17 protein-coding genes, 1 tRNA gene and 1 pseudogene are annotated in these 22,641 nt (G+C 34.0%); 11 read left to right on the top strand and 8 right to left on the bottom strand.

All coding sequences use genetic code 11. From position 1 onward, the window contains the following. The first annotated feature begins 76 nt into the window (after positions 1-76). The 4 genes from holA to Q1V95_RS14615 all read left to right on the top strand — a co-directional run bounded on the left by holA (position 77) and on the right by Q1V95_RS14615 (position 2,921). Positions 77-1,111: a DNA polymerase III subunit delta gene (gene holA / locus Q1V95_RS14630; protein WP_300675440.1), complete on the top strand. Its 1,035-nt coding sequence runs from the start codon at positions 77-79 to the stop codon at positions 1,109-1,111. A 189-nt stretch (positions 1,112-1,300) separates the two neighbouring features. After that, positions 1,301-2,269, top strand: a complete 969-nt coding sequence (gene trxB, locus Q1V95_RS14625) for a thioredoxin-disulfide reductase (protein WP_300675438.1) — start codon at positions 1,301-1,303, stop codon at positions 2,267-2,269. Continuing rightward, complete coding sequence (gene crcB, locus Q1V95_RS14620; RefSeq protein WP_300675436.1) at positions 2,269-2,637, top strand: fluoride efflux transporter CrcB; 369 nt, start codon at positions 2,269-2,271, stop codon at positions 2,635-2,637. The genes trxB and crcB overlap by 1 nt, the downstream gene beginning before the upstream one ends. Positions 2,638-2,836: 199 nt before the next feature. Further along, positions 2,837-2,921, top strand: a tRNA-Ser gene (locus tag Q1V95_RS14615). Between the two features lie 184 nt (positions 2,922-3,105). Here the strand turns inward: Q1V95_RS14615 and Q1V95_RS14610 are convergent. Beyond that, positions 3,106-3,870: a LexA family transcriptional regulator gene (locus tag Q1V95_RS14610; RefSeq protein WP_300675434.1), complete on the bottom strand. Its 765-nt coding sequence runs from the start codon at positions 3,868-3,870 to the stop codon at positions 3,106-3,108. A gap of 61 nt (positions 3,871-3,931) precedes the next feature. Here Q1V95_RS14610 and dinB point away from each other — a divergent pair, with 61 nt between their 5' ends. Together dinB and Q1V95_RS14600 are read left to right on the top strand one after the other, a co-directional pair. Beyond that, positions 3,932-5,083, top strand: a complete 1,152-nt coding sequence (gene dinB, locus Q1V95_RS14605) for a DNA polymerase IV (protein ID WP_300675432.1) — start codon at positions 3,932-3,934, stop codon at positions 5,081-5,083. Positions 5,084-5,344: 261 nt separating this feature from the next. Continuing rightward, positions 5,345-6,739 (top strand): annotated as a pseudogene (locus tag Q1V95_RS14600) (DNA polymerase III subunit alpha); the annotation flags it as partial. On the opposite strand, the gene Q1V95_RS14595 reads toward Q1V95_RS14600, so the two are convergent. From Q1V95_RS14595 to Q1V95_RS14575, 5 genes are all read right to left on the bottom strand, one after another. Beyond that, on the bottom strand, positions 6,740-7,447 hold the full coding sequence (locus Q1V95_RS14595; protein ID WP_300675430.1) for a LytTR family DNA-binding domain-containing protein: 708 nt from the start codon (positions 7,445-7,447) through the stop codon (positions 6,740-6,742). Positions 7,448-7,450: 3 nt separating this feature from the next. Beyond that, positions 7,451-8,614 (bottom strand): sensor histidine kinase, encoded by a 1,164-nt coding sequence (locus tag Q1V95_RS14590; RefSeq protein WP_300675425.1) that lies wholly within the window; start codon positions 8,612-8,614, stop codon positions 7,451-7,453. A gap of 63 nt (positions 8,615-8,677) precedes the next feature. Next, entirely contained in the window at positions 8,678-9,415 is a 738-nt protein-coding gene (locus Q1V95_RS14585; protein ID WP_300675423.1) for a CPBP family glutamic-type intramembrane protease, read from the bottom strand. Positions 9,416-9,582: 167 nt separating this feature from the next. After that, complete coding sequence (locus tag Q1V95_RS14580) at positions 9,583-9,996, bottom strand: SRPBCC domain-containing protein (protein WP_300675421.1); 414 nt, start codon at positions 9,994-9,996, stop codon at positions 9,583-9,585. A 112-nt stretch (positions 9,997-10,108) separates the two neighbouring features. Further along, a complete protein-coding gene (locus tag Q1V95_RS14575; protein WP_300675419.1) occupies positions 10,109-11,044 on the bottom strand; it encodes a putative sulfate exporter family transporter in 936 nt (311 codons plus the stop codon). Between the two features lie 329 nt (positions 11,045-11,373). Here Q1V95_RS14575 and Q1V95_RS14570 point away from each other — a divergent pair, with 329 nt between their 5' ends. Next, on the top strand, positions 11,374-12,108 hold the full coding sequence (locus tag Q1V95_RS14570; RefSeq protein ID WP_300675417.1) for a metallophosphoesterase family protein: 735 nt from the start codon (positions 11,374-11,376) through the stop codon (positions 12,106-12,108). Here Q1V95_RS14570 and Q1V95_RS14565 read toward each other — a convergent pair. Continuing rightward, entirely contained in the window at positions 12,105-13,430 is a 1,326-nt protein-coding gene (locus Q1V95_RS14565; RefSeq protein ID WP_300675415.1) for an ATP-binding protein, read from the bottom strand. The genes Q1V95_RS14570 and Q1V95_RS14565 overlap by 4 nt on opposite strands. A 9-nt stretch (positions 13,431-13,439) precedes the next feature. Further along, positions 13,440-14,777: a sigma-54 dependent transcriptional regulator gene (locus Q1V95_RS14560; protein ID WP_300675413.1), complete on the bottom strand. Its 1,338-nt coding sequence runs from the start codon at positions 14,775-14,777 to the stop codon at positions 13,440-13,442. A gap of 590 nt (positions 14,778-15,367) precedes the next feature. On the opposite strand from Q1V95_RS14560, the gene Q1V95_RS14555 reads away from it, so the two are divergent. The 4 genes from Q1V95_RS14555 to Q1V95_RS14540 all read left to right on the top strand — a co-directional run bounded on the left by Q1V95_RS14555 (position 15,368) and on the right by Q1V95_RS14540 (position 22,488). Continuing rightward, positions 15,368-16,612, top strand: a complete 1,245-nt coding sequence (locus Q1V95_RS14555) for an efflux RND transporter periplasmic adaptor subunit (protein ID WP_300675411.1) — start codon at positions 15,368-15,370, stop codon at positions 16,610-16,612. Positions 16,613-16,743: 131 nt separating this feature from the next. Continuing rightward, positions 16,744-17,463, top strand: coding sequence for an ABC transporter ATP-binding protein (locus tag Q1V95_RS14550; protein ID WP_300675409.1), 720 nt, complete (start codon positions 16,744-16,746; stop codon positions 17,461-17,463). A gap of 69 nt (positions 17,464-17,532) precedes the next feature. Continuing rightward, positions 17,533-19,947: an FtsX-like permease family protein gene (locus Q1V95_RS14545; RefSeq protein ID WP_300675407.1), complete on the top strand. Its 2,415-nt coding sequence runs from the start codon at positions 17,533-17,535 to the stop codon at positions 19,945-19,947. A gap of 96 nt (positions 19,948-20,043) precedes the next feature. Continuing rightward, a complete protein-coding gene (locus Q1V95_RS14540) occupies positions 20,044-22,488 on the top strand; it encodes an ABC transporter permease (RefSeq protein ID WP_300675405.1) in 2,445 nt (814 codons plus the stop codon). The last annotated feature ends 153 nt before the right edge of the window (positions 22,489-22,641 follow it).

Below are 22,641 nucleotides of genomic sequence, written 5' to 3'. Positions count from 1 at the left end.
AATGTATCTTTGTCTTGCTTGATTTTCAAGTCAAATTCGGTATTGAAGTTTAGTTTAGCTAGTTGCATAAAGTCTGATGAAAGATATAGAAATTGTCCTCAAAAGTATTAAAAATAAAGAGTTTTTACCAATATATTTCTTGCATGGCGAAGAGCCATATTATATTGATGTAGCGACCAAACATTTTGAAAATGATGTTTTGGAAGAGGACGAAAAAGCTTTTAACCAAACCGTTGTCTACGGAAAAGACACCAATTATGGAGAGATTTTGTCTTTAGCCAGACAATATCCGATGATGGGCGACAAGCAATTAATCGTGGTTAAAGAAGCGCAAGACCTCAAATTGGAAGACTCGGAATCCGATGCTTTTCTAGCTTATCTCAATGCGCCTGTCGAATCTACAATTCTCGTTTTTGCCCACAAACACAAAAAACTGGACTCTCGTAAGAAAGTCAGCAAAGAGTTGGCAAACAAGAAGTTTTTGTTTTTAAGTGATAAAATCAAAGATTCGCAATTGGCAGCTTGGATACAATCAGAGATCGAAAGATTTGGTTACAAAGCCGCGCCCAACGTTAGTTTTCTGTTGGCAGAATATCTTGGCAGTGACCTTTCTAGAATTGCGAACGAACTTAACAAACTAAAATTAGTTTTAAAAGAAGGTGATGTTCTCGATAACAAAATTGTTGAAGAACACATCGGCATCAGCAAAGATTACAATATCTTCGAACTTCAAAAAGCTTTAGCGACAAAGAATAAAGAACGTGCTTTCAAAATTGCTTATTATATGGGCAAAAATAAAAAGTCAAATCCAATCCAAATGTCGATTGGCGCGTTGTACAAATTCTTTTCGGAACTGGTAATGTATCATACTTTGATTGGACAATCGCCATCGGTTATCGCAAAAGAAATTGGTGTAAATCCTTATGCTATTCAGAATTTTGCAGAAGCAGCTCGTTTTTATCCTTTAAAATTGGCTACCAGAATTATTTCTGTGATTCGTGAAATGGATTTAAAATCTAAAGGTCTTGGCGTACGACAAATGGAAGATGACGAAATCTATGTCGAAATGACTTTTAAGATTTTAAATATCGACCAAATTAAAATGAATTAATTTAACTCGTTGATTTCTAAAACGTTAAGTAGCTGCGGTGTTTTTATATAAAATAGAAACCAAAAACTTCACAAATACATAAGATTATTTAAACATCAAAATCGAAAAAATTAATGAATCAAAATTAGCTTGAACTAAAATTAATTACGATTTTTGAAACTTCAAATTGATAATATAGAGAAAAAAGATATGGAAAACATTTTAGATTGTGTTATCGTTGGGTCAGGACCTGCAGGTTACACAGCGGCAATTTACGCTGCAAGAGCTAACCTAAAACCAGAATTATTTACAGGACTTGAGCCAGGTGGACAGTTAACAACGACGACAGAAGTCGAAAACTTCCCAGGTTATCCTGATGGCGTTACTGGTCCAGAAATGATGATGCAATTGCAAAAACAAGCAGAAAGATTCGAGACCAAAGTACACTACGAAATGATTTCTAAAGTAGAATTTGCTAAAGAAAGAGGTGGTGTACACAAGATTTCTACAGGAAGTCGTGATATTCTGGCAAAAACTGTGATCATCTCGACTGGTGCAGCTGCAAAGTATCTTGGACTTGATGATGAGAAGAAATATGCTGGTGGAGGCGTTTCGGCTTGTGCAACGTGTGACGGATTTTTCTATAGAGGAAAAGATGTTATCGTAGTAGGAGCGGGCGACACGGCTGCTGAGGAAGCAACTTACTTGTCTAAAATCTGTAATAAAGTTACAATGTTGGTTCGTAAAGATCATTTCCGTGCGTCAAAAGTAATGGTAGATCGTGTGATGTCAACACCAAATATTGAAGTTAAATTCAACCATGAGTTAATAGCTATCGAAGGTGAAAACTCAATGGTAGAAAGAGCTGTAGCGATTAATAATCAAACGCAAGAACAATCAAAAATTGAGGTTCACGGTATTTTTATCGCAATTGGTCACAAACCAAATACAGATGTTTTTAAAGGTCAAATCAAGTTGGACGAGCACGGTTACATCATCACGGAAGGGAAATCTTCTGTAACCAATTTGCCTGGTGTTTTTGCAGCAGGTGACGTACAGGATTCGCATTACAGACAAGCGATTACAGCTGCTGGAAGTGGATGTATGGCAGCGATGGATGCAGAAAAATACATCGGCGAACTAAGTGGCGAAAACCATACTTGGGTAGAACAAGGCTAATGCTAAAAAACTTAGTTTTAATATTCTTAGGAGGTGGGATAGGCAGTATTTTGCGCTATCTCATCTCTTTTTTTTCATTGAAGTTTTTCAAAACTTCGGGATTCCCAATCGCGACTTTAATAATCAACGTCGTTGGATGTTTTCTAATAGGCATATTTTCGGCTTATTTTATTAAACAAGATTCAGCGCTCAAATTCTTATTTATCACTGGGTTTTGTGGTGGTTTTACAACCTTTTCGACCTTTTCTGCGGAGAATGTAAGCTTGTATCAAAACGGAAATTACATTTCTTTAGTTTCTTATATTTTACTTAGCATCATTTTGGGATTTTTTGCTGTATTGATGGGATTATCCATTGCGAAAAATTGATTTTGTAATTTTTTTGCTAAATTTTCATATTGACATTATTTTACACAAAACACTTATTGTCAGTACAATATGTAGCCATTAAATTCACGTAAATCTTTACGATCATAAATTCCGGTAAAAAACTTAAAAAATAATTTGGTCAATATCTAAAAGCTTTATATATTTGCACCACTCAAAATAACGACACAATCGCTGTTTTGGAGAGATGGCAGAGTGGTCGATTGCGGTAGTCTTGAAAACTATTGACTGTAACAGGTCCGGGGGTTCGAATCCCTCTCTCTCCGCAAAATTACAAGAAACCTAGAACTTTTGTTCTAGGTTTTTTTATTTTTTGTGTCTATAAGAAATTTTTCTTGTTTCTTAAATCATTGTATTTTAATAAAATTTCAGCTATTTGCTGGTGTTCAGTGATTTATGGTATTCAAAATATTTAAATAACTACAACCTAAGCAGAGGGTAAAAATAATTCTATATCTGTTTTTTCAGTTCTTTGATATCAGATTTCAATTCCAAAAACAAATCCTTCACATTCTGTCCAGAAAACTCGTCGCTATCAAATTCTTGCGTCGAGATAGAACAAGCAAACTCCCAAATTTCGCGTACTTCAGTTAAAGGGATTTTCAGAGGTTCATAAAAACTATTATCCGACTTTACACAAATAAAATTTGATTCATTAAATTGAAAACGTTTGTAAATAATCCCATCATTCACAGTGATGAAAACATAGGTTTTATCGGTTTTTAAGTCCGCCAAATTTTCAACATATTTTCCAACGATATAGGTTCCATCTTTGTAAGGTGGCATAGAATCGCCATCTGCAGGAAAGGCTCGAAACTTTCCATTTCTAAGGAAAGGCAAAGAAATCGTTTGCAGACTTTCGATATATTCAGGGTCGCTATAGCCGTTAAGATAACCCATCGATGCTTTTTGTGAGATAATCTCAATTTGATTATTTCCTGCAATATCAACGGTAATCGGTACCAAAATACGATTATCAGGAAGGTGAAGCATTTCTTCTAAAGGATATTTCCGGATATCAACAGATACCAAAAGATCAATACTGATGCTAAAATATTTAGAAATTCTCAATAAAAGTTCTATTGGCGGTTCCGAAGTTCCGTCCTCATATTTTGCATATCGAACTCGAGTGATGAACAGAGAATCTGCAAGTCTTTGTTGCGAAAATTCTTGTCGACTTCTTAAAAAGCGGATGTTATCTGATAATATTGACATTGTTATAATTTGTATCAACAAATATAATGAAATTTGATATAAACTGTACTAGTTTTGTGAAATGAATCGTGCAATTGTACATATGGATTTGGATACTTTTTTTGTGTCATGCGAGAGATTACACAACTCCAATCTGGAAGGAAAGCCTGTAATCATCGGAGGTGGTGATCGTGGCGTTGTAGCATCATGTTCTTATGAAGCGCGTTATTTTGGTGTGCGTTCTGCAATGCCTATTCGTATGGCGATGAAGTTGTGTCCCGGTGCAAAAGTAGTACGTGGCGACCACGAAATGTATTCTAATTTGTCGCATACCGTCACCGATATTATTCAGGAAAAAGTGCCTGTAATGGAAAAAGCCAGCATTGACGAATTTTACCTCGACCTATCTGGAATGGATAAATTTTTTGGTTGTTATCAATGGACTAAAGAAATTGCAGAATCTGTAACCAAAAATACGGGTCTTCCTATCAGTTTTGCGTTGTCCACCAATAAAACAGTTTCAAAAATCGGAACAGGCGAAGCCAAGCCTGTCGGACGTTTAGAAATTAAAGAAGCTTTGGTAAAACCTTTTCTAAATCCTTTATCCATCCGAAAAATTCCGATGGTTGGGGAAGTTACTTTTCAGTTGTTATCAAGAATCGGAATTCGAACGATACGAACTTTATCCGAAATGCCTGTCCATGTGCTTCAACAAATGATTGGCAAAAATGGAAAAGAACTTTGGAAAAAAGCCAACGGCATTGATGAAAATCCCGTAGTTCCTTTTTCTGAGAGAAAATCAATTTCTACAGAACGAACTTTTACCAACGACACGATGGATATTGTTGCTTTAAAAGGTTTAATATCCGGAATGGCGGAGCAATTAGCCTATCAACTTCGACAAGAAAAATGGTTGACATCTACAGTAACTTTGAAAATTCGATATGCTAATTTCGATACCGAAACCAAACAATGCAGAGTTGCTTACACAGCTGTAGATCACACGTTGTCGCGGATAGCATTGGATCTTTTTGAGAAATTATATACCCGAAGAATGCGTTTGCGATTGGTCGGTCTTCGGTTTACCAATCTTGTCCACGGTCAACATCAAATGGATTTATTTGAAGACACAGAAGAGTTAATCAATCTTTATCAAAGTATGGATTATATAAAAAATAGGTTTGGTAACAATGCGGTGGGTCGAGCGGCGGGTTTTAATGTGTTGAAAATGTAAAAGCCTTTAGTTTTGTGTTGAAAGTTTAGAGTTTAATGTTTGAAACTTCACGTCACTTCGAATAGGTTTTGCAAAAACTATATCGAGAAGTCTTGATTAATTAATAGTTCTCGACTCGAACTGACGAAATGTATAACTTCTTAATATCAACGATATGTAAATTATGGATTTCAGGTTTAAAGTCTAATTTTTAAAACCTCACGTCACTTCGAGTAGGTTTTGCAAAAACCGTATCGAGAAGTCCTAATAAAATAGTTCTCGATAGCGGCATCGTCGATTATTCGTCCAGGTGTGGCGCAAAGTGGCATGATGCGGGAATATATTTTTCGGCATAATAATCCCGACCAGTTCGAGTTTTTTCATCCCGAATTCGAAAAGCACCTAAAAGAAACCTACGGAATCATGGTCTATCAGGAAGATGTGATTAAAATTGCGCAGTATTTTGGAGGTTTAACTTTGGCGGATGGCGATATTTTGCGAAGAGCAATGAGTGGCAAAAGTCGTTCTATCCAAAAACTTCAGCAGGTTAAAGATAATTTCTTCAAATCTTGTAGAGAACAAGGACATTCCGAACAACTGACTGCAGAAGCTTATCGACAGATAGAATCTTTTGCGGGATATTCGTTTTGTAAGGCGCATTCCGCGTCGTATGCTGTGGAAAGTTACCAAAGTTTGTATCTCAAGGTTTATTATCCGCTGGAATTTATGGTTTCGGTGATTAACAATCAAGGTGGATTTTATAGAACTGAAGTTTATGTTCACGAAGCTAAAATGTCGGGCGGAATCATCAGGAATCCTTGTGTTAATACGAGTTGTTTTCAAACGGTTTTAAAGGAAAAAGAAATTTATTTGGGTTTTATGCTTTTGGACGGTTTGGAATCTAAAATTGCTCACGGAATTGCTGAAGAACGCAGTAAAAATGGAGATTTCAAATCCTTGCAAGATTTTATTCGCAGAATTCCTATTGGTTTGGAAACGATACAGATTCTCATTTTTATTGATGCTTTTAGGTTTACAGGAAAACAGAAAAATGAATTGCTCGTCGAGGCGAGATTACTTTTAGTCAATTTTAAACCAGAAAATAGAGGTTTGATGCTGATTGAAGAACCTATCCAAGAATATCGACTTCCACAACTGAAAAGAGAACCTTTTGAAGATGCTTTTGATGAGTTTGAATTGATTGGTTTTACGGTTTCTTGCACGCCTTTTGATTTGTTGCAAACCAAATTTCGAGGTGATATTTTTGTGAAAGACTTGCTTCAAAATCATAAAAAACAAGTGCGAATGTTGGCGTATCTTATTTCACGAAAACACGTTCCTACAAAGAAAGGAACGATGTATTTCGGAACTTGGATTGACGCAAATGGCGACTATTTCGATACTGCACATTTCCCTGATAGTTTAAAGGAATATCCGTTCCAAGGTGGCGGTTGCTACTTACTTTTGGGAACCGTAGAAGTGGATTTTCATTTTCCAACGATTACGATTCATAAAATGGCAAAAATGCCGATGATTCCCGACCCGCGCTATGCTTATGATAAAGAAAAACAATACGACGTCCACAAACAAATGAAAGAAGACGTTAGTATGACGCATCGAAAACCGTATCCACAAGAGCATGAAATTGGCTTGCCGAGGAGGAAGTTTGGATTTTAATTATTTTATCCCCAAAAGCTTTAGCAGTTCTTCTTTCTTATTTGGTGCTACAGTAATTGACGTTCCCGTGATAAGTTCCACCATGTTACCATGGATGCTTCGTACAGCTTCTAGATTAATAATGAAAGACCTTTGAACTCTAAAGAATGGATGTGTGATGAGCGTTTCCTCCAAAGATTTCAAAGTCGCTTGCGTGGAATAGGTTTGGTCTTTTAAAACAAATTTTAAATAATCTCCTTGTGCTTCGATATAGATAATTTCGCTAAATAGGATTTTTACCAATTTGCCTTCAGCTTTAATAAAAATACGATCATCATTAACTTGTTGAATTTCCGGTTGCATTTTCAAATCAATCAAATCTTTGGCTTTGTTTATCGCCTTTAGAAAACGATCCATTCTAACTGGTTTTACCAAATAATCCAATACACCAACATCAAAACTGTTAATAGCAAAATCTCTGTAGGCTGTAATCATGATAAAAACGGGCGGTTTTTCCAAGGTTTTAACAATGTCAAGACCATTAATTTGTGGCATTTCGATATCACAAAAGACTAAATCCACAGTGTTGTTTTGCAGAAACAAAACTGCGTCAATTGGATGTTGAAAGCTGGCTGTAATTTCCAGAAAAGGAATTTGTGATGCTAGATTTTCAATAACTTCTATTGCCAAAGGCTCGTCATCAATGATAATGCTTTTTATTTTGTTCATAATTTAGATTTCGATTTCTAGTTTGACTAAGAACTTATTTTCTTCGTTGGTAATTCTTAAATTGTGTTTCTCGGGATAGATAAGCTGTAGCCTCTTTTTCAGATTTTCCAAACCTATTCCACCAACTTTTTTAGATTCAAATTTATTGATATAATCATTTTCTATATTGAATGTAAAAGTATCATCCCGAATTTCAATTTTTAGGTTTACAAATGCCTTGTCTTTGTTCTTTAGTCCATATTTAAAAGCATTTTCAATAAGTGAAAATGTAAGCAAAGGAGCAATCATTTTTCCTAGACAATCCTCTTCGGTAGGAAATGTAACAGAAATGTTTTTTTGTGTACCATGACGCATTTTTTCGAGTTCAATATAATTCTTGATAAAGTCTATTTCCTTTGTTAACGGCACACGCTCCGCATTCGATTCGTAAAGTGTGTAGCTCATCGTATCTGATAAATTAAGGATAACATCGGGTATTTTATTGTCTTTTTTGAGGCTTAGGCTGTACAGATTATTTAAAGTATTAAAGAGGAAGTGCGGATTGAGCTGCGATTTTAAAAAATCTCTTTCGATATTGATGTTTTGAATTTGCAATTGAGAATTTTGCTTTGAAATTTTCAAAGATTTTGAATATAGTTTTGAAATTTCAAATAATATTTTAACAAAAAAGAACGGTGACAATAAGGACACGAAAATAATAGCTTGAGAAATTATTCGCGACGGCGAAACTGCTCCCCAAAATGTTTGCTCGGCACTGGCTGCAATCGCACCTTTTAATTCTCCAGATTCAATTTCGAAGTTTAGAGAATGATAAAACAAAGAAAAAATATAGGTTGTCCATAACCAAATGGCAATTAATATTGGAAATAGTAAAACAAGACCAATGATAATGGTACCTAGATTTTGCTTGAAAAGTCTAGGTGCAATTGCATAAAAAAAGAAGTAGAAAATCGTCATATTACTTACTGCCATTCGGATTGTAAGAATAATACTATTGAACGTCGTTAGATGATATGCGATTTTGTAACTCAAGAATAACATCAAAGCAAAACTTAACCACATTATACTGTGGAGATAGATTCGCTTTTTACAAGTCAGCTCCCTTTCGAAATCGAAGTCTTCGATTTTTTCTGATAGTTTGGTGGATAAAAATGATAAGTTTGACATATACTGTGATTAGAAAACTTCGATAAAGTGATTCTTCATCGAAGTTTCTTTTGGGTAAAAATATTATAAAATTCTAATAATTGCATTCATCAGATTAATACAATTGTGCCCGATAATTGGAAAAATAAGATTTCCACTGAATTTTCTCAACACGCCAACACTAAAAGACGATATCACAATAAGATATATAATGGTTATTAAATCAAATTTTACTTGATAATCTGTTGTTAGAACTACACCGTGTCCAACTCCAAATAGTATGGTAATAATGACAAAACCCCAACCAAATTCGATTCCTTTGTAATTCCATTTTGGAGGAAAAGCTTTGTCTAAAAGCCAAAAACCTATTCCACGAAATGCAATTTCTTCTGTTAATCCGGGCATTGAAGCTTGAAACAAAAAGGTTTCCAAATCGAAAGTTCCACCTTTGGGAAATAATATCATTTTGAAAATAAAATCAAAGGCAAGGAACCCAAGAAAAATAAGGACACCGAATTTTACCTGCGTATTAGAATTAGTTTTTAATGTAAATCCTATTGCTTGTTGCTCCTGCTTGCTAACGGATAGGATAATTGCTAATGATAGTAACAGACTTAAAATTTTGCCAGCCCAAGCAAAATGTAATCCTATTGCATCCAAGCTTATAAAATCTTTAGCTAATGCCTGTGTGAGACAATCAAGTAGAAAATACAAAATAAAGTAGAAAAGATACTTTAGGTTTGGTTTTTCGGTTTTAACAATTGCTGTAATAATGAAAGGTAGCATAATTGCAATCCAAAGTAGAGGAGTTAGTAATGACATAATGTTTGATTTTTAAGTTTAATTTTTGTCAAAACTAAAAGGATGGCTTACAATCTCAAATCTTTACCGATAGAACCACGTTTTTTACCGATGGAAATGTATATTTAAAATATTGTAAGTTTACAAAATATAAAAAAACGCTCCGAAATTTCGGAGCGTTTTCTATTTTAGTGATTCTCAACATATTTGTGAAAATTATTGAGGATGTTATAATATTCTTGTCGCTGACTCTCAAAAGAGTTTAGTTTGTCTGGTTCAATATTTTGCGAAACCTTTGTCGTTGTAGGATCTATAACCTCAAAATCCGTGATTACAGTACGACCATCTTTAGTTTTATAAATAATTTTTTGTCCCTGAACAATATTTTCAAAGGTTCCTGAATAATCAAAAGAATAACTGCCATCTTTTAGGCTCATCGTATTCTTGAATGTACCACCTTCACGGAAATCGATATTTGACGATCCGCATTTCCATCGGCTATCGACGACATTCCATTTTGCAATGTGCGTTGATTGTGTATACAAGTCCCAAACCTTGGAAGCAGGCGCCAAAATAGTGATGTCAATCTTTATCGTTTCCATTTTTTTTCTTTAAAGTTAATAATTTTTATTGAAAAATCGCAAAACTTAATTTATTATTGAAAATTATTCGATTTCAAATTAGCATTAATTCTAATCTATCTGGCAAAAAATATTAATTCAAAATGACGGCTAAACTTCCTATACTTATCACGACCCATAAGATTATCGCAAGTAACAAAGGCTTAAAACTGATGGATTTCAAAGCTTCTAATGATAATGTAGAACCAATTAGAAATAGGGTTAAATTTAATCCCAATTTTGAAATTTTGGTTATTGTTGGACTTACCGAATCGAAAATAGGGAAATAGGTACTCAATAAAATCGCTAAAATAAAATAACCAATAAAGTAAGGGATTTTTATTTTTGAACCTTTTGTTTTAAATAAGAACATTGTTATAATTGAAACTGGAATAATCCACAAAGCACGTGCTAACTTAACTGTTGTTGCGGTTTTCAAAGCTTCGTCGCCGAACTTGCTAGCTGCACCAACAACAGAACTAGTATCGTGAATTCCGATTGCGCACCAAAGTCCAAAATCATGTTGAGACATCATCAACCAATATCCGATACTTGGATAAACAAAAAGAGCGATGGAATTAAGAGAAAAAACAATGGCTAAAGCAAGGGAAATTTGTTTGGTATCAGCTTTTATAATTGGAGAAACTGCTGCAATCGCACTTCCACCACAAATTGCCGTTCCAGCAGAAATGAGGTAGGCGAGTGGTCTTTCAATTTTTAAGAGCTTTCCGAGAAAATAACCAAGAACAAATATGGTCGAAATACTTCCGATGGTTAACAAAAATCCAGATTTACCAACTGTTAAAGCTTCGTCGAGATGAAGTCCAAATCCCAATCCGACAATCGAAATTTGCAAAAGTTTGTGTATATAACTTGAGACTTTATGCTCAAATGGATTTCCAAAAAAGATGGCCATCAAAAGCCCACATAATAATGCAATTGGCGAACTTATTAATCCACTAAGACTTAGTAAAGCCAATGCGATAAATAAGAAGATTTGGATAGAGTGGTTAAGTTTAAAAACTTGCATGATTTTTTTTGACAAATTTCTAGATTAACCCATTACAAAACCAATTGTAAATATTTATAGTCTATAACTTTTAATTATAATTATTTGCGGAGATTTAATGATGTCAGGTTTTATAGATTAAACAAAAAGGTATTAATACAGCTTTTAGTTTTGAAGAGAATTCAAATATAATGATTATCACTTTTTTTTAACGATGCGAACATTATCCAAGTTTTAGTCCGAATTTTAAAAGGAAAACAGATGTTCATTTATGTAATTTTGATTTTTGAAAAACATCTTAAAGGCATTTGTAAAAATCGGCTTTTGAGATGATAAATTAATATTCAAGAATGATTAAAATTGCCATATTTAGTGACGTTCATGGGAATCTTCCAGCGTTGAAAACGGTTTTAAAAGATATAAAAGAAAAAGGAATTCAATATCAGTTTTGTCTTGGCGATTTGGTAGATTTTGCGCCTTGGTGCAATGAAGTTATTGAGATTATTCGCCAAGAAAATATTTTATGCTTACTCGGAAATCACGACGAGCGAATTGCTTTTGATCAAACATTAATTCCTTTAGAAAAACATTCGGAAGCAGAGACCAATGCACGTAATCAGGCAATAAATCACACAAGAAAAGCAATTTCAGAAGAGAACAAAAACTACCTTTCCCAACTTCCTTTTAATGCGAAATTAAATTATAAAGTCGGGAAAAAACATTGGAAAATCCAATTAGTTCATGCGAGTTTAAACTCAAATGACACTTACATTTACGAATCTGAAAACGACAACACTTTTCGAAAATTAGCCAACGAAGCTGACGCGGATATTGTAGTAATGGGACATACACATATTTCGTTCAAAAAGAAAATAGATGATTTATGGTTTGTTAATTGTGGTTCTGTTGGGCGCTCTAAAGAAGAAAATCGCCTTGCATCTTACCTCAGCATCAATCTTTTTGAAGATAAAATTATTCCAGAAATTGTACAAATTCCTTATCCTATCGAAGAGACAATTGAGGCTATCGAAAATAGTGAAATTCCTAATTTTTATTCTGAATTTTTAAGAAATAAAAAATCCTAAACAAACCACATTTCAAAAGCAGAACCTTTTTCCAATCTGCGATAAATAAGATAACCGTTATGGGCTTCCATAATGCCTTTGGAAAGTGTTAAACCAATTCCAGAGCCATTTTGGCGCGTTGTGAAAAAAGGTAAGAAAATTTTGGATTCGATTTGTGGGTCGATTCCTACACCGTTATCCTCTACAGAAAGTAAAATTCGGTTATTAACTTCAGAAACTTGAATGCTTATATTTTTGGAATCTTGAGTCTTCAAAGCCAATTGTGCATTCGTCAAAAGGTTGATTAACACACGTTCTATCATCGTTTCGTCTGCCAAAATAAAGTAATCCTGAGCAGAAATTTCCAAGTGAATGTTGTTTTGTTTAAATTCTGTTTCAAAAATTTTAATCGCTTTTTCGATGGTGTTTTTCAAATTGATTTTTTCTTTTTTGGGTTTCGGAAGTTCAGCAATTTGTCGGTAACTATCGATAAAATGAAGCAACTGCTGAGATTTCGAAGTGATAATTTTCAAAGAATCTTTGATTTCCTCTTGGTCTTCTTGCGTTAATTCTTCTTGAGCTGTCAAATATTCGAGATTATAAATCAAGCTGTTCACGGGCGTTAGCGTATTGAGAAGTTCATGAGAAATGACTTTCATTAAGTTATTCCAAGCTTGTTTTTCCTTTTTATCGATAATTCGCTGGATAGATTCCAAGGAAATCACACAAAAATCGTTGCCAAAATTTGAAATTCTGGATGTCCGAATCGAATAAGACTGTGACGTACTTTCCTGAATAGAAATATCAATAAACTCCTGCGAATCCGCGAAATTTGTATTTTCTATCAATTGAAAAAAATCGGGCGATTTATCTTTGTAAAAATTCCATTCATTGTATTTTGGAACTTTCAAAATATTGGTAAAACTAGGATTGCAGTAGAAAACTTTCCAGCTTTCTTCGTTTTGCGTTTTATTTAAAATCAAAAAACCAATTTCCATTTTGTTTAAAATAGATTCGTACAGATTTTTAAAAGAAAACAAATCCTTATGTTCATTTTTCGCCTGATAATAAAGCTTTACAGCGTTGGCCTTCAAATCATTTTTAGAATCGGTCTCTGGAAAAAGCGTAAAATCTTTGTTTTGTATGGAAGTAATGATTTTTTCGGCATCGTTCATTTTTTTTGAAAACTTAGACCAGCAAGCTATTTGCAAAGAAATCGCAATCAGAAAAAAGATAATACATCCAAAATATTTTTGTTGTGCATACGCATCAAAAGCGATGAAGCAAGCCACCAAACTCAAAATGCTTAATACAAACCAAATAAGATTGAAATTCTTAAACATAAACAGATTTTAAAGTCCAAATTTTTCCATTCGTCTGTACAACGCAGCCCTCGAAAGTCCCAATGCGTCAGCAGCCGCAGAAATATTGCCTTGGTATTTTTTGAGTGCGTTTTTGATGAGTTTCTCTTCCATTTCCTCCAAATTCAGAGACAACAAAGTTTCGTTTTCTGGTTTTGTAGAATCAAATTTAAGCTGAATTTTATTAGAATCTGATAAAATTATTTCGCGCTCGATGCTGTGCTCCAATTCTCGAATATTTCCCCTAAAAGCATAATTAAGGAGGGTTTCCATATTTTCGATTTCGAGATTTTCTTTGTTGTATTTCTTTTCAAATTTATTCAAAAAGAAAGCTGCCAAACTCGGAATATCTTCTTTTCGTTCACGAAGTGGCGGCAAATTAACCTCCACCGTATTAATCCTAAAATACAAATCCTCCCGAAAATTTCCCTCTTCTACAAGCTTTTTAAGCTCGGCATTGGTTGCGAAAATAAAACGAACATTCGGAAAACGTTCTTTGGTTTCGCCAATTCTCGATAGTTTTTTGGTCTGAATTAAAGTCAGTAATTTCTGTTGCAAAGGCAAAGACAGATTTCCAATTTCGTCCAAGAAAACCGTGCCTCCATCGGCATTTTCAATCTTTCCTGCTTTGTCGTTTTTTGCATCTGTAAATGCTCCTTTTGCATAACCAAACAATTCGGCTTCAAAAAGATTTTCGGAAATCGAACCCAAATCGATGTGCACAAAAGGTTCGTTTTTTCGCTCCGAGTGTTGATGAATATAATCTGCCATCACAAATTTACCCGTTCCATTTTCGCCTAACAGCAAAATATTAGCATCGGTTTTTGCGACTTTTTGCAAAGTATTCATCACAGAAATCATTTTGGGAGATTGACTTTCCAAACGATAATTCTGAGAACTTTCTTGCAGGTTTTCCCATTGCGAAAGTTTCTTATTTTTCCTTGAAATGTCAACCGCAAGATTTACCGAAGCATAGAGTTTTTCGTTGTTCCAAGGTTTGAGGATAAAATCGGCAGCGCCTTTTTTTAAAGCTTCTACAGCCAATTCTACTTCGCCGTAAGCAGTCATCAAAATCACGGGAATATTGGGATTAATTTCTTTAATTTCTGAAAGCCAATACAAACCCTCTTTTCCATCTTCAAAACCCCGACGGAAATTCATATCGAGCAAAATAGCATCGATTTCGTGCTCATTGATTGTCGATAAAATCTTTTGTGGCACACTAATCCCGATGACGTTGGTAAAGAATTTTTTAAGCCAAACCCTCGCCGAAAACAAAATATCTTCGTCATCATCTACAATCAAAATTCCGGCTTCTTTTTTTCTCATTTTTTTCTCTATTATTTATTCTTGATAAGTTCAGAATACGTTCTTTTTTTGTTTATTTTTTAACGCAAAGGAAGACAAAGATTCTTTTGCAATTCCTTTTTTCAAGTTAAACAATGCCGCTTCGCTCAGGTTTGAAATACAAATTTGTATTTCGTTTTTGAATGAAACGCCTTTGTTTTACTTTTATCCAAATTTCTTAAAATAAATCTTTGTTTAACCTTGTGTTTTTTTTCTAAAAGATTAAATTTTTAACACAAATGCAAACAAAGATTCTTTCACAATTCCTTTTTTTAAGGTAAACAATACCGCTTCGTTCAGGTTTGAAACACAAATTTGTATTTCGCTTTTAAGTGAAACGCCTTTGTTTTACTTTTATCCAAATTTCCTAAAATAAACCATTGTTTAACCTTGCGTTTTTTACTAAAAACTAAATTTCGTTTTTCAATGTTCGGAAATGGACAACAAGTGTTCGTTTTCGGACAGTTTTAAAAATACATATTTTCAATCAGTTTCTCATTATCAATCATTTACAAGTTTATAAATTTCGTGGCATTATCTTCGCGTAATAAACTGTGAATCAATTTGATATAATGGATACGAAAGTAGAAAAAAAACAATCAAAAATCAAAATCATTCTTTTAGGTCTTGCTGGACTTATCGGAATTGGACTTTTTGCTATGTACTTTATTCAACAAAAGAAAAGTTACAATGTAAAACTGGAAGATTTGCAGATTGGCGACGTTACGGAAGGTAAATTTGAAGATATGCTGATGATTACAGCACAAACGCAATCTTTGAATTCTAACTTGGTGAACGTTTTGGAAGGCGGAATGGTAAAAGAAATCTACACGGAAGATGGTAAAATGGTGAGCAAAGGCGAACCTTTGGCGCGCGTGTACAATCCAAATACAGAATTTAATTATCTAAATCAGGAAACTGGAATTATGCAGCAGATTAGCCAAATGCGTAGTTCACTTTTGGAACTGAAAAATCAGGAATTCAATCAAAATAAAGAATTGTTGCAAAGCCAAAATGATTATAATACCGCTTTGCAGACTTTTAATCTTCAAAAACGTTTGTATGACGCAGAAATTGGAAAAAAATCTGAATATGATTTGGCTCAACAAAACCTAAATTATCAAACGAAGCGCAAACAAATTACGGAACAAGGCATCGTCAACGAAAACCATTCGAGAGGTCAACAAATTTCCGCAATTAATTCATCGATTGGTCAAATGGAAAAAAGCTTGAATGTTTTAAAATCAAACAAAAATAATTTCCTCATTATGGCGCCTGTTTCTGGGAGATTGTCGTCTTTCAATCTATCTTTGGGACAGAATCTAACTTCTGGAGAAAGTATTGGTAAAATCGATTTGATGGACGGTTACAAACTGATTGCAAAAGTGGACGAATTCTACATCAACAAATTGCAAATCGGTATTAAAGGAACGTTGGACAATAATGGAAAAAACTACAACGTGATTGTGACAAAGGTTTTGCCAGAGGTTAAAGACGGACAGTTTTCTGTTGAACTAAACTTCTCGGATAATGAAAAACCAGACAATCTGAAAATCGGGATGACTTTCGGGGTAAAACTAAAATTGTCGGCAGACACGCAAAGTGTGATGATTCCGAAAGGAAATTTCTACAAAGACACCAACGGAAAATGGATTTTTGTACTGAATGGCGACAAAGCCGAAAAACGAAATATCAGTTTGGGACGCGAAAATCCAATTTCCTATGAAGTGACGTCTGGACTTAAAAAAGGGGAAAAAGTAATCGTTTCCGATTACAGTGATTATAAAAAATACGAAATTTTGGAGATTAAGAAATAAATTTAGAACGCAAAATTCGAACAAGAAAACTAGCGTCAGTTCGAGTAGATTTTGCAAAAATCGTATCGAGAACTTTTAAATTTTCATTTAACCTAAAACTAAAGCAATACATTTAAAAACAAAAAAATATTATGATTACAACTAACCAACTATCAAAAATATACAAGACCGAAGAAGTACAAACAACTGCATTAAACAAAGTAGATTTAACAATTGTTGCAGGCGAGTTTGTTGCGATTATGGGACCATCTGGTTGTGGAAAATCGACTTTACTAAATATCCTTGGACTTTTGGACGATGCTTCACAAGGTTCTTATAAATTCTTGGACCATGAAATTGTTGGAACCAACGAACGTGGCAGAGCGCAACTTCGCAAGAAAAATATTGGATTTATTTTCCAAAATTTTAACCTTATCGATGAGCTCAATGTTTACGAAAATATCGAACTACCGCTTATCTACAACGGCGTTTCTTCCAGCGAGCGCAAACAACGTGTGGAGGAAATTATGAAAGATATCAATATCTCGCATCGTGCAAAACATTATCCACAACAACTTTCTGGAGGTCAACAACAAAGAGTTGCGGTGGCGAGAGCTTTGGTAACCAAACCAAAATTAATTCTTGCCGATGAGCCAACAGGAAACCTCGATTCTTCCAATGGTAACGAAGTAATGAATCTTTTGGCAGAGCTTCACAGAGAAGGTTCTACCATTGTGATGGTAACGCACTCGTCTTATGACGCAGGTTTTGCCTCAAGAATTGTAAATATGAAAGACGGCGAAATCTTCAGCGAAGAACATGCATCACACAGAAAAGACCTTTTCCAAAAATCCGAAGTTATTGAGAATTAAAATTAGTTTTTACTAACAGCAAGTTGAGAAATTCAAATCTCAAATTTCGAATCTCAAATTAGAAGAATTATGTTTAAAAATTGGCTAAAAATAGCATTCATCAATTATAAAAAGAATTGGCTTTCGACCTGTATTAACTTGTTTGGTTTGACCATTGGTTTAACAGGATTTATGTTGATTCTAATGCATTGGAATGACGAGGAATCTTACGAAAAATGGAATCCCAAAAAAGATAATATTTACTTTTTCCAAGCCTACTACGATGCTAACAAAAATTATGGTAACAACATTTCGCTTCCTTTGGCTGAGAATGCCATAAAACGACTTCCTGAGATTGAAGATTATGCATTGTTGCAAGGTTCAGGATATTCTACCAAAATGATAGCCAATGGAAAATCAACGTATATTGATGAAGGTTATCGTGTTTCTCAGAATTTTTTCAACGTCTTTCCTTACAAATTAGTTGCTGGGAGTTATACCAATGCGCTAAACAACGAATCGTCGATTGCCATTTCGACTAAAGCTGCGATGAGTCTTTTTGGGCGTACCAATGTGGCGGGTTCTAATATTAATGTTGATAACAAAAACTATGTTGTGACAGCTGTTTTTGAACTTCCAAAAGAAAATTCTCAAATAAAGCCTAATTATGTTGCGTTGGCTTACGAACAATTAAAAAATGATGAAGGTCAGTGGGGGAATTTTAATTATGCTTGTTTTTTCTTGCTAAAACAAGGTTCCGATCCGCAAGTTGTACAAGAAAAATTTAAGAATCAGATTCTGAAACTTCGCAGCGACATCGGTTCTAAAGAAGATGGTATTTCACCAGAAGAATACCAAAAAAAATACGGACCAAACGATGTTTTGTTAACGCCACTTACGGATATAAAACTTCACGCCAAAGCCTCGTGGTTCGGTAATGGGGATTTTAAAAGCATTTTAATATTATTTGTTTTATCGGTTTTAATTGTGGTCTTGTCAGCCATTAATTTTATCAATCTCAAAACAGCGCAAGCTTCGCAAAGAGCCAAAGAAGTTGGCATAAGAAAAGCAATTGGTAGCACAAAATGGAGTTTGGTTTTGCAGTTTTTAACGGAGACTTTTATTGTTTGTTTAGCAGCTTTTATCCTTGCTTTAGGTTTAACCGAATTAATCTTGCCGTCTTTCAATAAGTTTCTTGGCAAAGAAATGAGCATGGCCGACCCAATGATTTATGTTTATTCTTTTGGGATGATGCTTGTGGTGAGTTTAATTTCAGGAATTATCCCAGCACTTTATTTATCGAATTTTAAAGCTATCGAAACTTTAAAAGGAAATTTTGCAAGAAGCAAACACGGCGCTTGGCTCAGAAACGGAATTTTGAGTTTACAATTAATTATTTCTTCATTCTTTATCATCGGTGGATTAATCGTTAACGAACAAGTCAAATATATGATGAATAAAGACTTGGGCTATAATGGCAAGCAAATAATGATGATTAATTTTAATGAAAGTTCACCAAAACCTTGGCTAAAATATGAACGTTTAAAAACCGAATTGGCAAAAATTAAAGGTGTAGACGCAGTTTCTTACGGAGAAGCAGTTCCCGGACTTTATCGTACATCGACTTCCAATATGGATTATCTGGACAAAAGTATTATGGGGCAGCATGGGTCTTTAGATTTTGATTATCTGCAATTTCTTGGGGTTAAACTTAAAAAAGGTCGTTGGCTAAGTCCAAATTTAGCATCCGACACCATTAACAATATTATCGTAAATGAGGCTTTTGTAAAGGAAATGGGTTGGACGGACGACCAAGCAATGAAATTATACGTTAGACCTGGTTATGATAGTATACAGTACAAAATTGTAGGAATTGTTAATGATTTTAATGTTCGAGGTTTAAAAAACAAAGTGAATCCGATTGTCTTTTTTCACTATAAAGAAACGGAGTGGAAGCGTTTTCAGGTTTATAATGTTCAGGTTAAAATCAATCCTAACGATATTGATGGCACGGTATCTCGAATTAAAAAATATTGGGATGCCAATGTAGAACCAGGTTATCCGATAGATTATTTTTTCTTGGATAAAAAATTCGCTGAAACTTACGAAAAGTATCAAAAACAACAAAGTCTATTTTCAGTGCTAAATGTTATGGTTTTAACGGTTGCTTTATTAGGATTATTTGCCTTGTCATCTTTAATGATTGAGCAAAAGCTAAAAACTGTAGTTATCAGAAAAACCCTTGGTGCAAGTGACTCTCAATTGGTGATGGGATTGACTAAACAATTTTTGATTATCACGTTTGTTGCCGTTTTAATAAGCGTTCCGATTTCGTATTATTTCATGAACGAATGGCTAAAAGATTTTGCCTACAGAATTGAAATGCCGTGGATTCCTTATGTATTGAGTTTGATTTTATTGCTGATTCTAACGTTTGGTGTAGTAAGTATTAAAGCTTATCAAGCGACAAAAGTCAACCTTGTGAAGTATCTTAAATACGAATAAGTGTAAGATATACGAATCCTGATTTTTGATTTACGATTGCTTTTTTCAAAGTTTTAAATCTCAAATTTCAAACCTCAAATTTCAAATTAAAAAACTATGTTTAAAAACTGGCTTAAAATAGCATTTACCAATTATAAAAAGAATTGGCTTTCCACGATTATCAATGTATTTGGATTAAGTCTTGGTTTGTGTATTTTTCTTTTAATATTCATCAATTGGCAAGACGAAAAATCTTACGAAGAATGGGTTCCCAATAAAGAAAATATTTATTTGGTGGAGAATACCAACCCAATATTTGGGGCAATGGTTACCTCCAGTTTTCCAGAATTGTCAGAATCTACAAAAAAATATCCCGAAATAGAAGACTTTACGATTGCAAATATGTGGTCCAGTATGAAAATAAAGCTTTCAGTCGGACAAAATTCTTCTTTCAGTAATAACGCAAGAGTTTCGGAGTCTTTTTTTAATTTTTTCCCTTTCGAAAAAGTTGCAGGAAGCTACCAAGATGCTTTAAAAGGTGGTGGTAAAATGGCGATTTCGGAAGAAACCGCAAAAAAACTTTTCGGCGATGAATACAAAAATTGCATCGGAAAAACGGTTAAAATGGATAGTAACGAAGTGGAATCCTATATTGTAACTGCTGTTTATAAATTACCGAAGGAAAACTCAGTATTCAAACCAGATTTCGTGATGCTTAATCCCAATTTTTTAAAAGAAAACAAATATGATAAAAATTGGACAAATTATAGTTATGTTGGTTATTTTAAGCTAAAACCTGGAGCAGACCCTAATATTCTTGCTCAAAAAATAACAAAAGACCTGAATGTTGAAGAAAAAATTACCGCCGAAAAATATGGTCAGCCATTCGAAGAGAAAGATAAATCGAGTGTACATTTAACAAGACTCGACAAGATGAAATTAGACGCATTAAGCGAAGGCGTTGAAAAGGGTGATAAAAAATCAATTTTAATTTTACTTGGACTTTCGATACTTATTCTGGTGCTTTCGGCCATTAATTTAATCAATCTTAAATCTGCACAATCCTCACAAAGAGCTAAAGAAGTCGGCGTAAGAAAAGCTTTAGGAAGCTCGCAATGGCGTTTAATTATACAATTTTGGTTAGAAAGTTTTATTATCTGCTTTGTCGCTTACATTATCGCTTTTGGAATGATAGAATTGATTTTGCCGTTTTACAACAAATTTCTTAACAAAGAAATTGTTACAAACAACCCAAAAATCCTCATTTACTCGGCAGTATTTCTTTTCATTTTCTCATTGTTTGCAGGTGTTTTACCAGCTGCTTATTTGTCGAATTTCAAACCTATAAATACTTTAAAAGGCAATTTTTCGAGAAGCAAAAATGGCGTCTGGTTGCGTAATTCTATTTTGACTTTTCAATTGATAATTTCTTCGTTTTTTATTATTTGTTCGGCGATTATCTATTCTCAGGTAAGCTATATGCTCAATAAAGATTTAGGTTTTAAAGGCGACCAAGTAATCCAAATTGATTTTAAAAAAATAAATTATGACGACGATTACGTTTTCAAAAAGAATAAAAGATTAAAGGCGGAATTACTAAAAATAGCTGGCGTAGAAGATATTACTTCATCTGTATTTAACATCGGAAATGGTATGATGAATATGTCTAATGTTAGCGATGCAAAAGATACTACCAAAATTGTGAATTTAGTTGGCTGTGGCGGTGTAGATTATAATTTTGTCGATTTTTATAAACTTAAAATTATCTCTGGGCGAAATCTGGATTTAAGAAAAGCTTCCGACACCATTTCTGGAACACTTGCCAACGAAGCTTTTATAAAAAAAATGGGTTGGAACAAAGATACCGCAATTGGGAAAGAAGTCTTGCCAGGTTGGGAAGATGGCGCCAAAAGAAAATATACAATTTTGGGAGTTGTTAAAGACTTTTACATCACCAGTGTTAGCAAAGAAGTCGACCCACTTTTACTTTTTAATTATGATAGAAACTGGATTAAGAATAATGTTTCTAATCTTCAAATTAAAATTTCTAAAAACGACATCGGTGGTACAATTGCAAGGATTAAAGATTTTTGGGAAAACAAAGCCGAACCTGGTTATCCTTTCGAATACAACTTTGTGGATAAAAAATTTGCTAAAACTTTTGAAAAATTCGAGCAACAAAAAACGCTCTTTAGTATTTTAAACACCGTTGTTTTAATCGTTGCTTTGTTAGGTTTATTCGCCTTATCATCACTTTTAATAGAACAAAAATTAAAAGATATTGCTATCAAAAAAACTTTGGGAGCGGACGAAAAAATCATCGTTTGGGACTTGACGAAAAAGTTTCTCATCATCACCATTATTGCGGTTTTACTGAGCTTCCCATTAGCATATTATGCGATGAATGAATGGTTAAAAGATTTCGCTTACCGAATCGAAATGCCGTGGATTCCTTATGTAATAAGTTTGATTTTATTGCTGATTCTAACCTTCGGAGTTGTAAGTATTAAAGCCTTCCAAGCAACAAAACTAAACCTTGTGAAATATCTAAAATATGAATAGAATTTCTCATAAGTGATGAGTGATAAGTGATAAGTGATAAATTACAAAATACATTTAATCATAGGTTGTAACTAAAATATCCCGTCAGTTCGAGTAGATTTCGCTGAAATCGTATTGAGAACTTTGTCATAATAAAAGACATAAAACCACATA

The organism is Soonwooa sp. (assembly GCF_030151385.1).
Taxonomy (GTDB): domain Bacteria; phylum Bacteroidota; class Bacteroidia; order Flavobacteriales; family Weeksellaceae; genus Soonwooa.
This window is presented reverse-complemented; position numbering and strand designations above follow the sequence as displayed.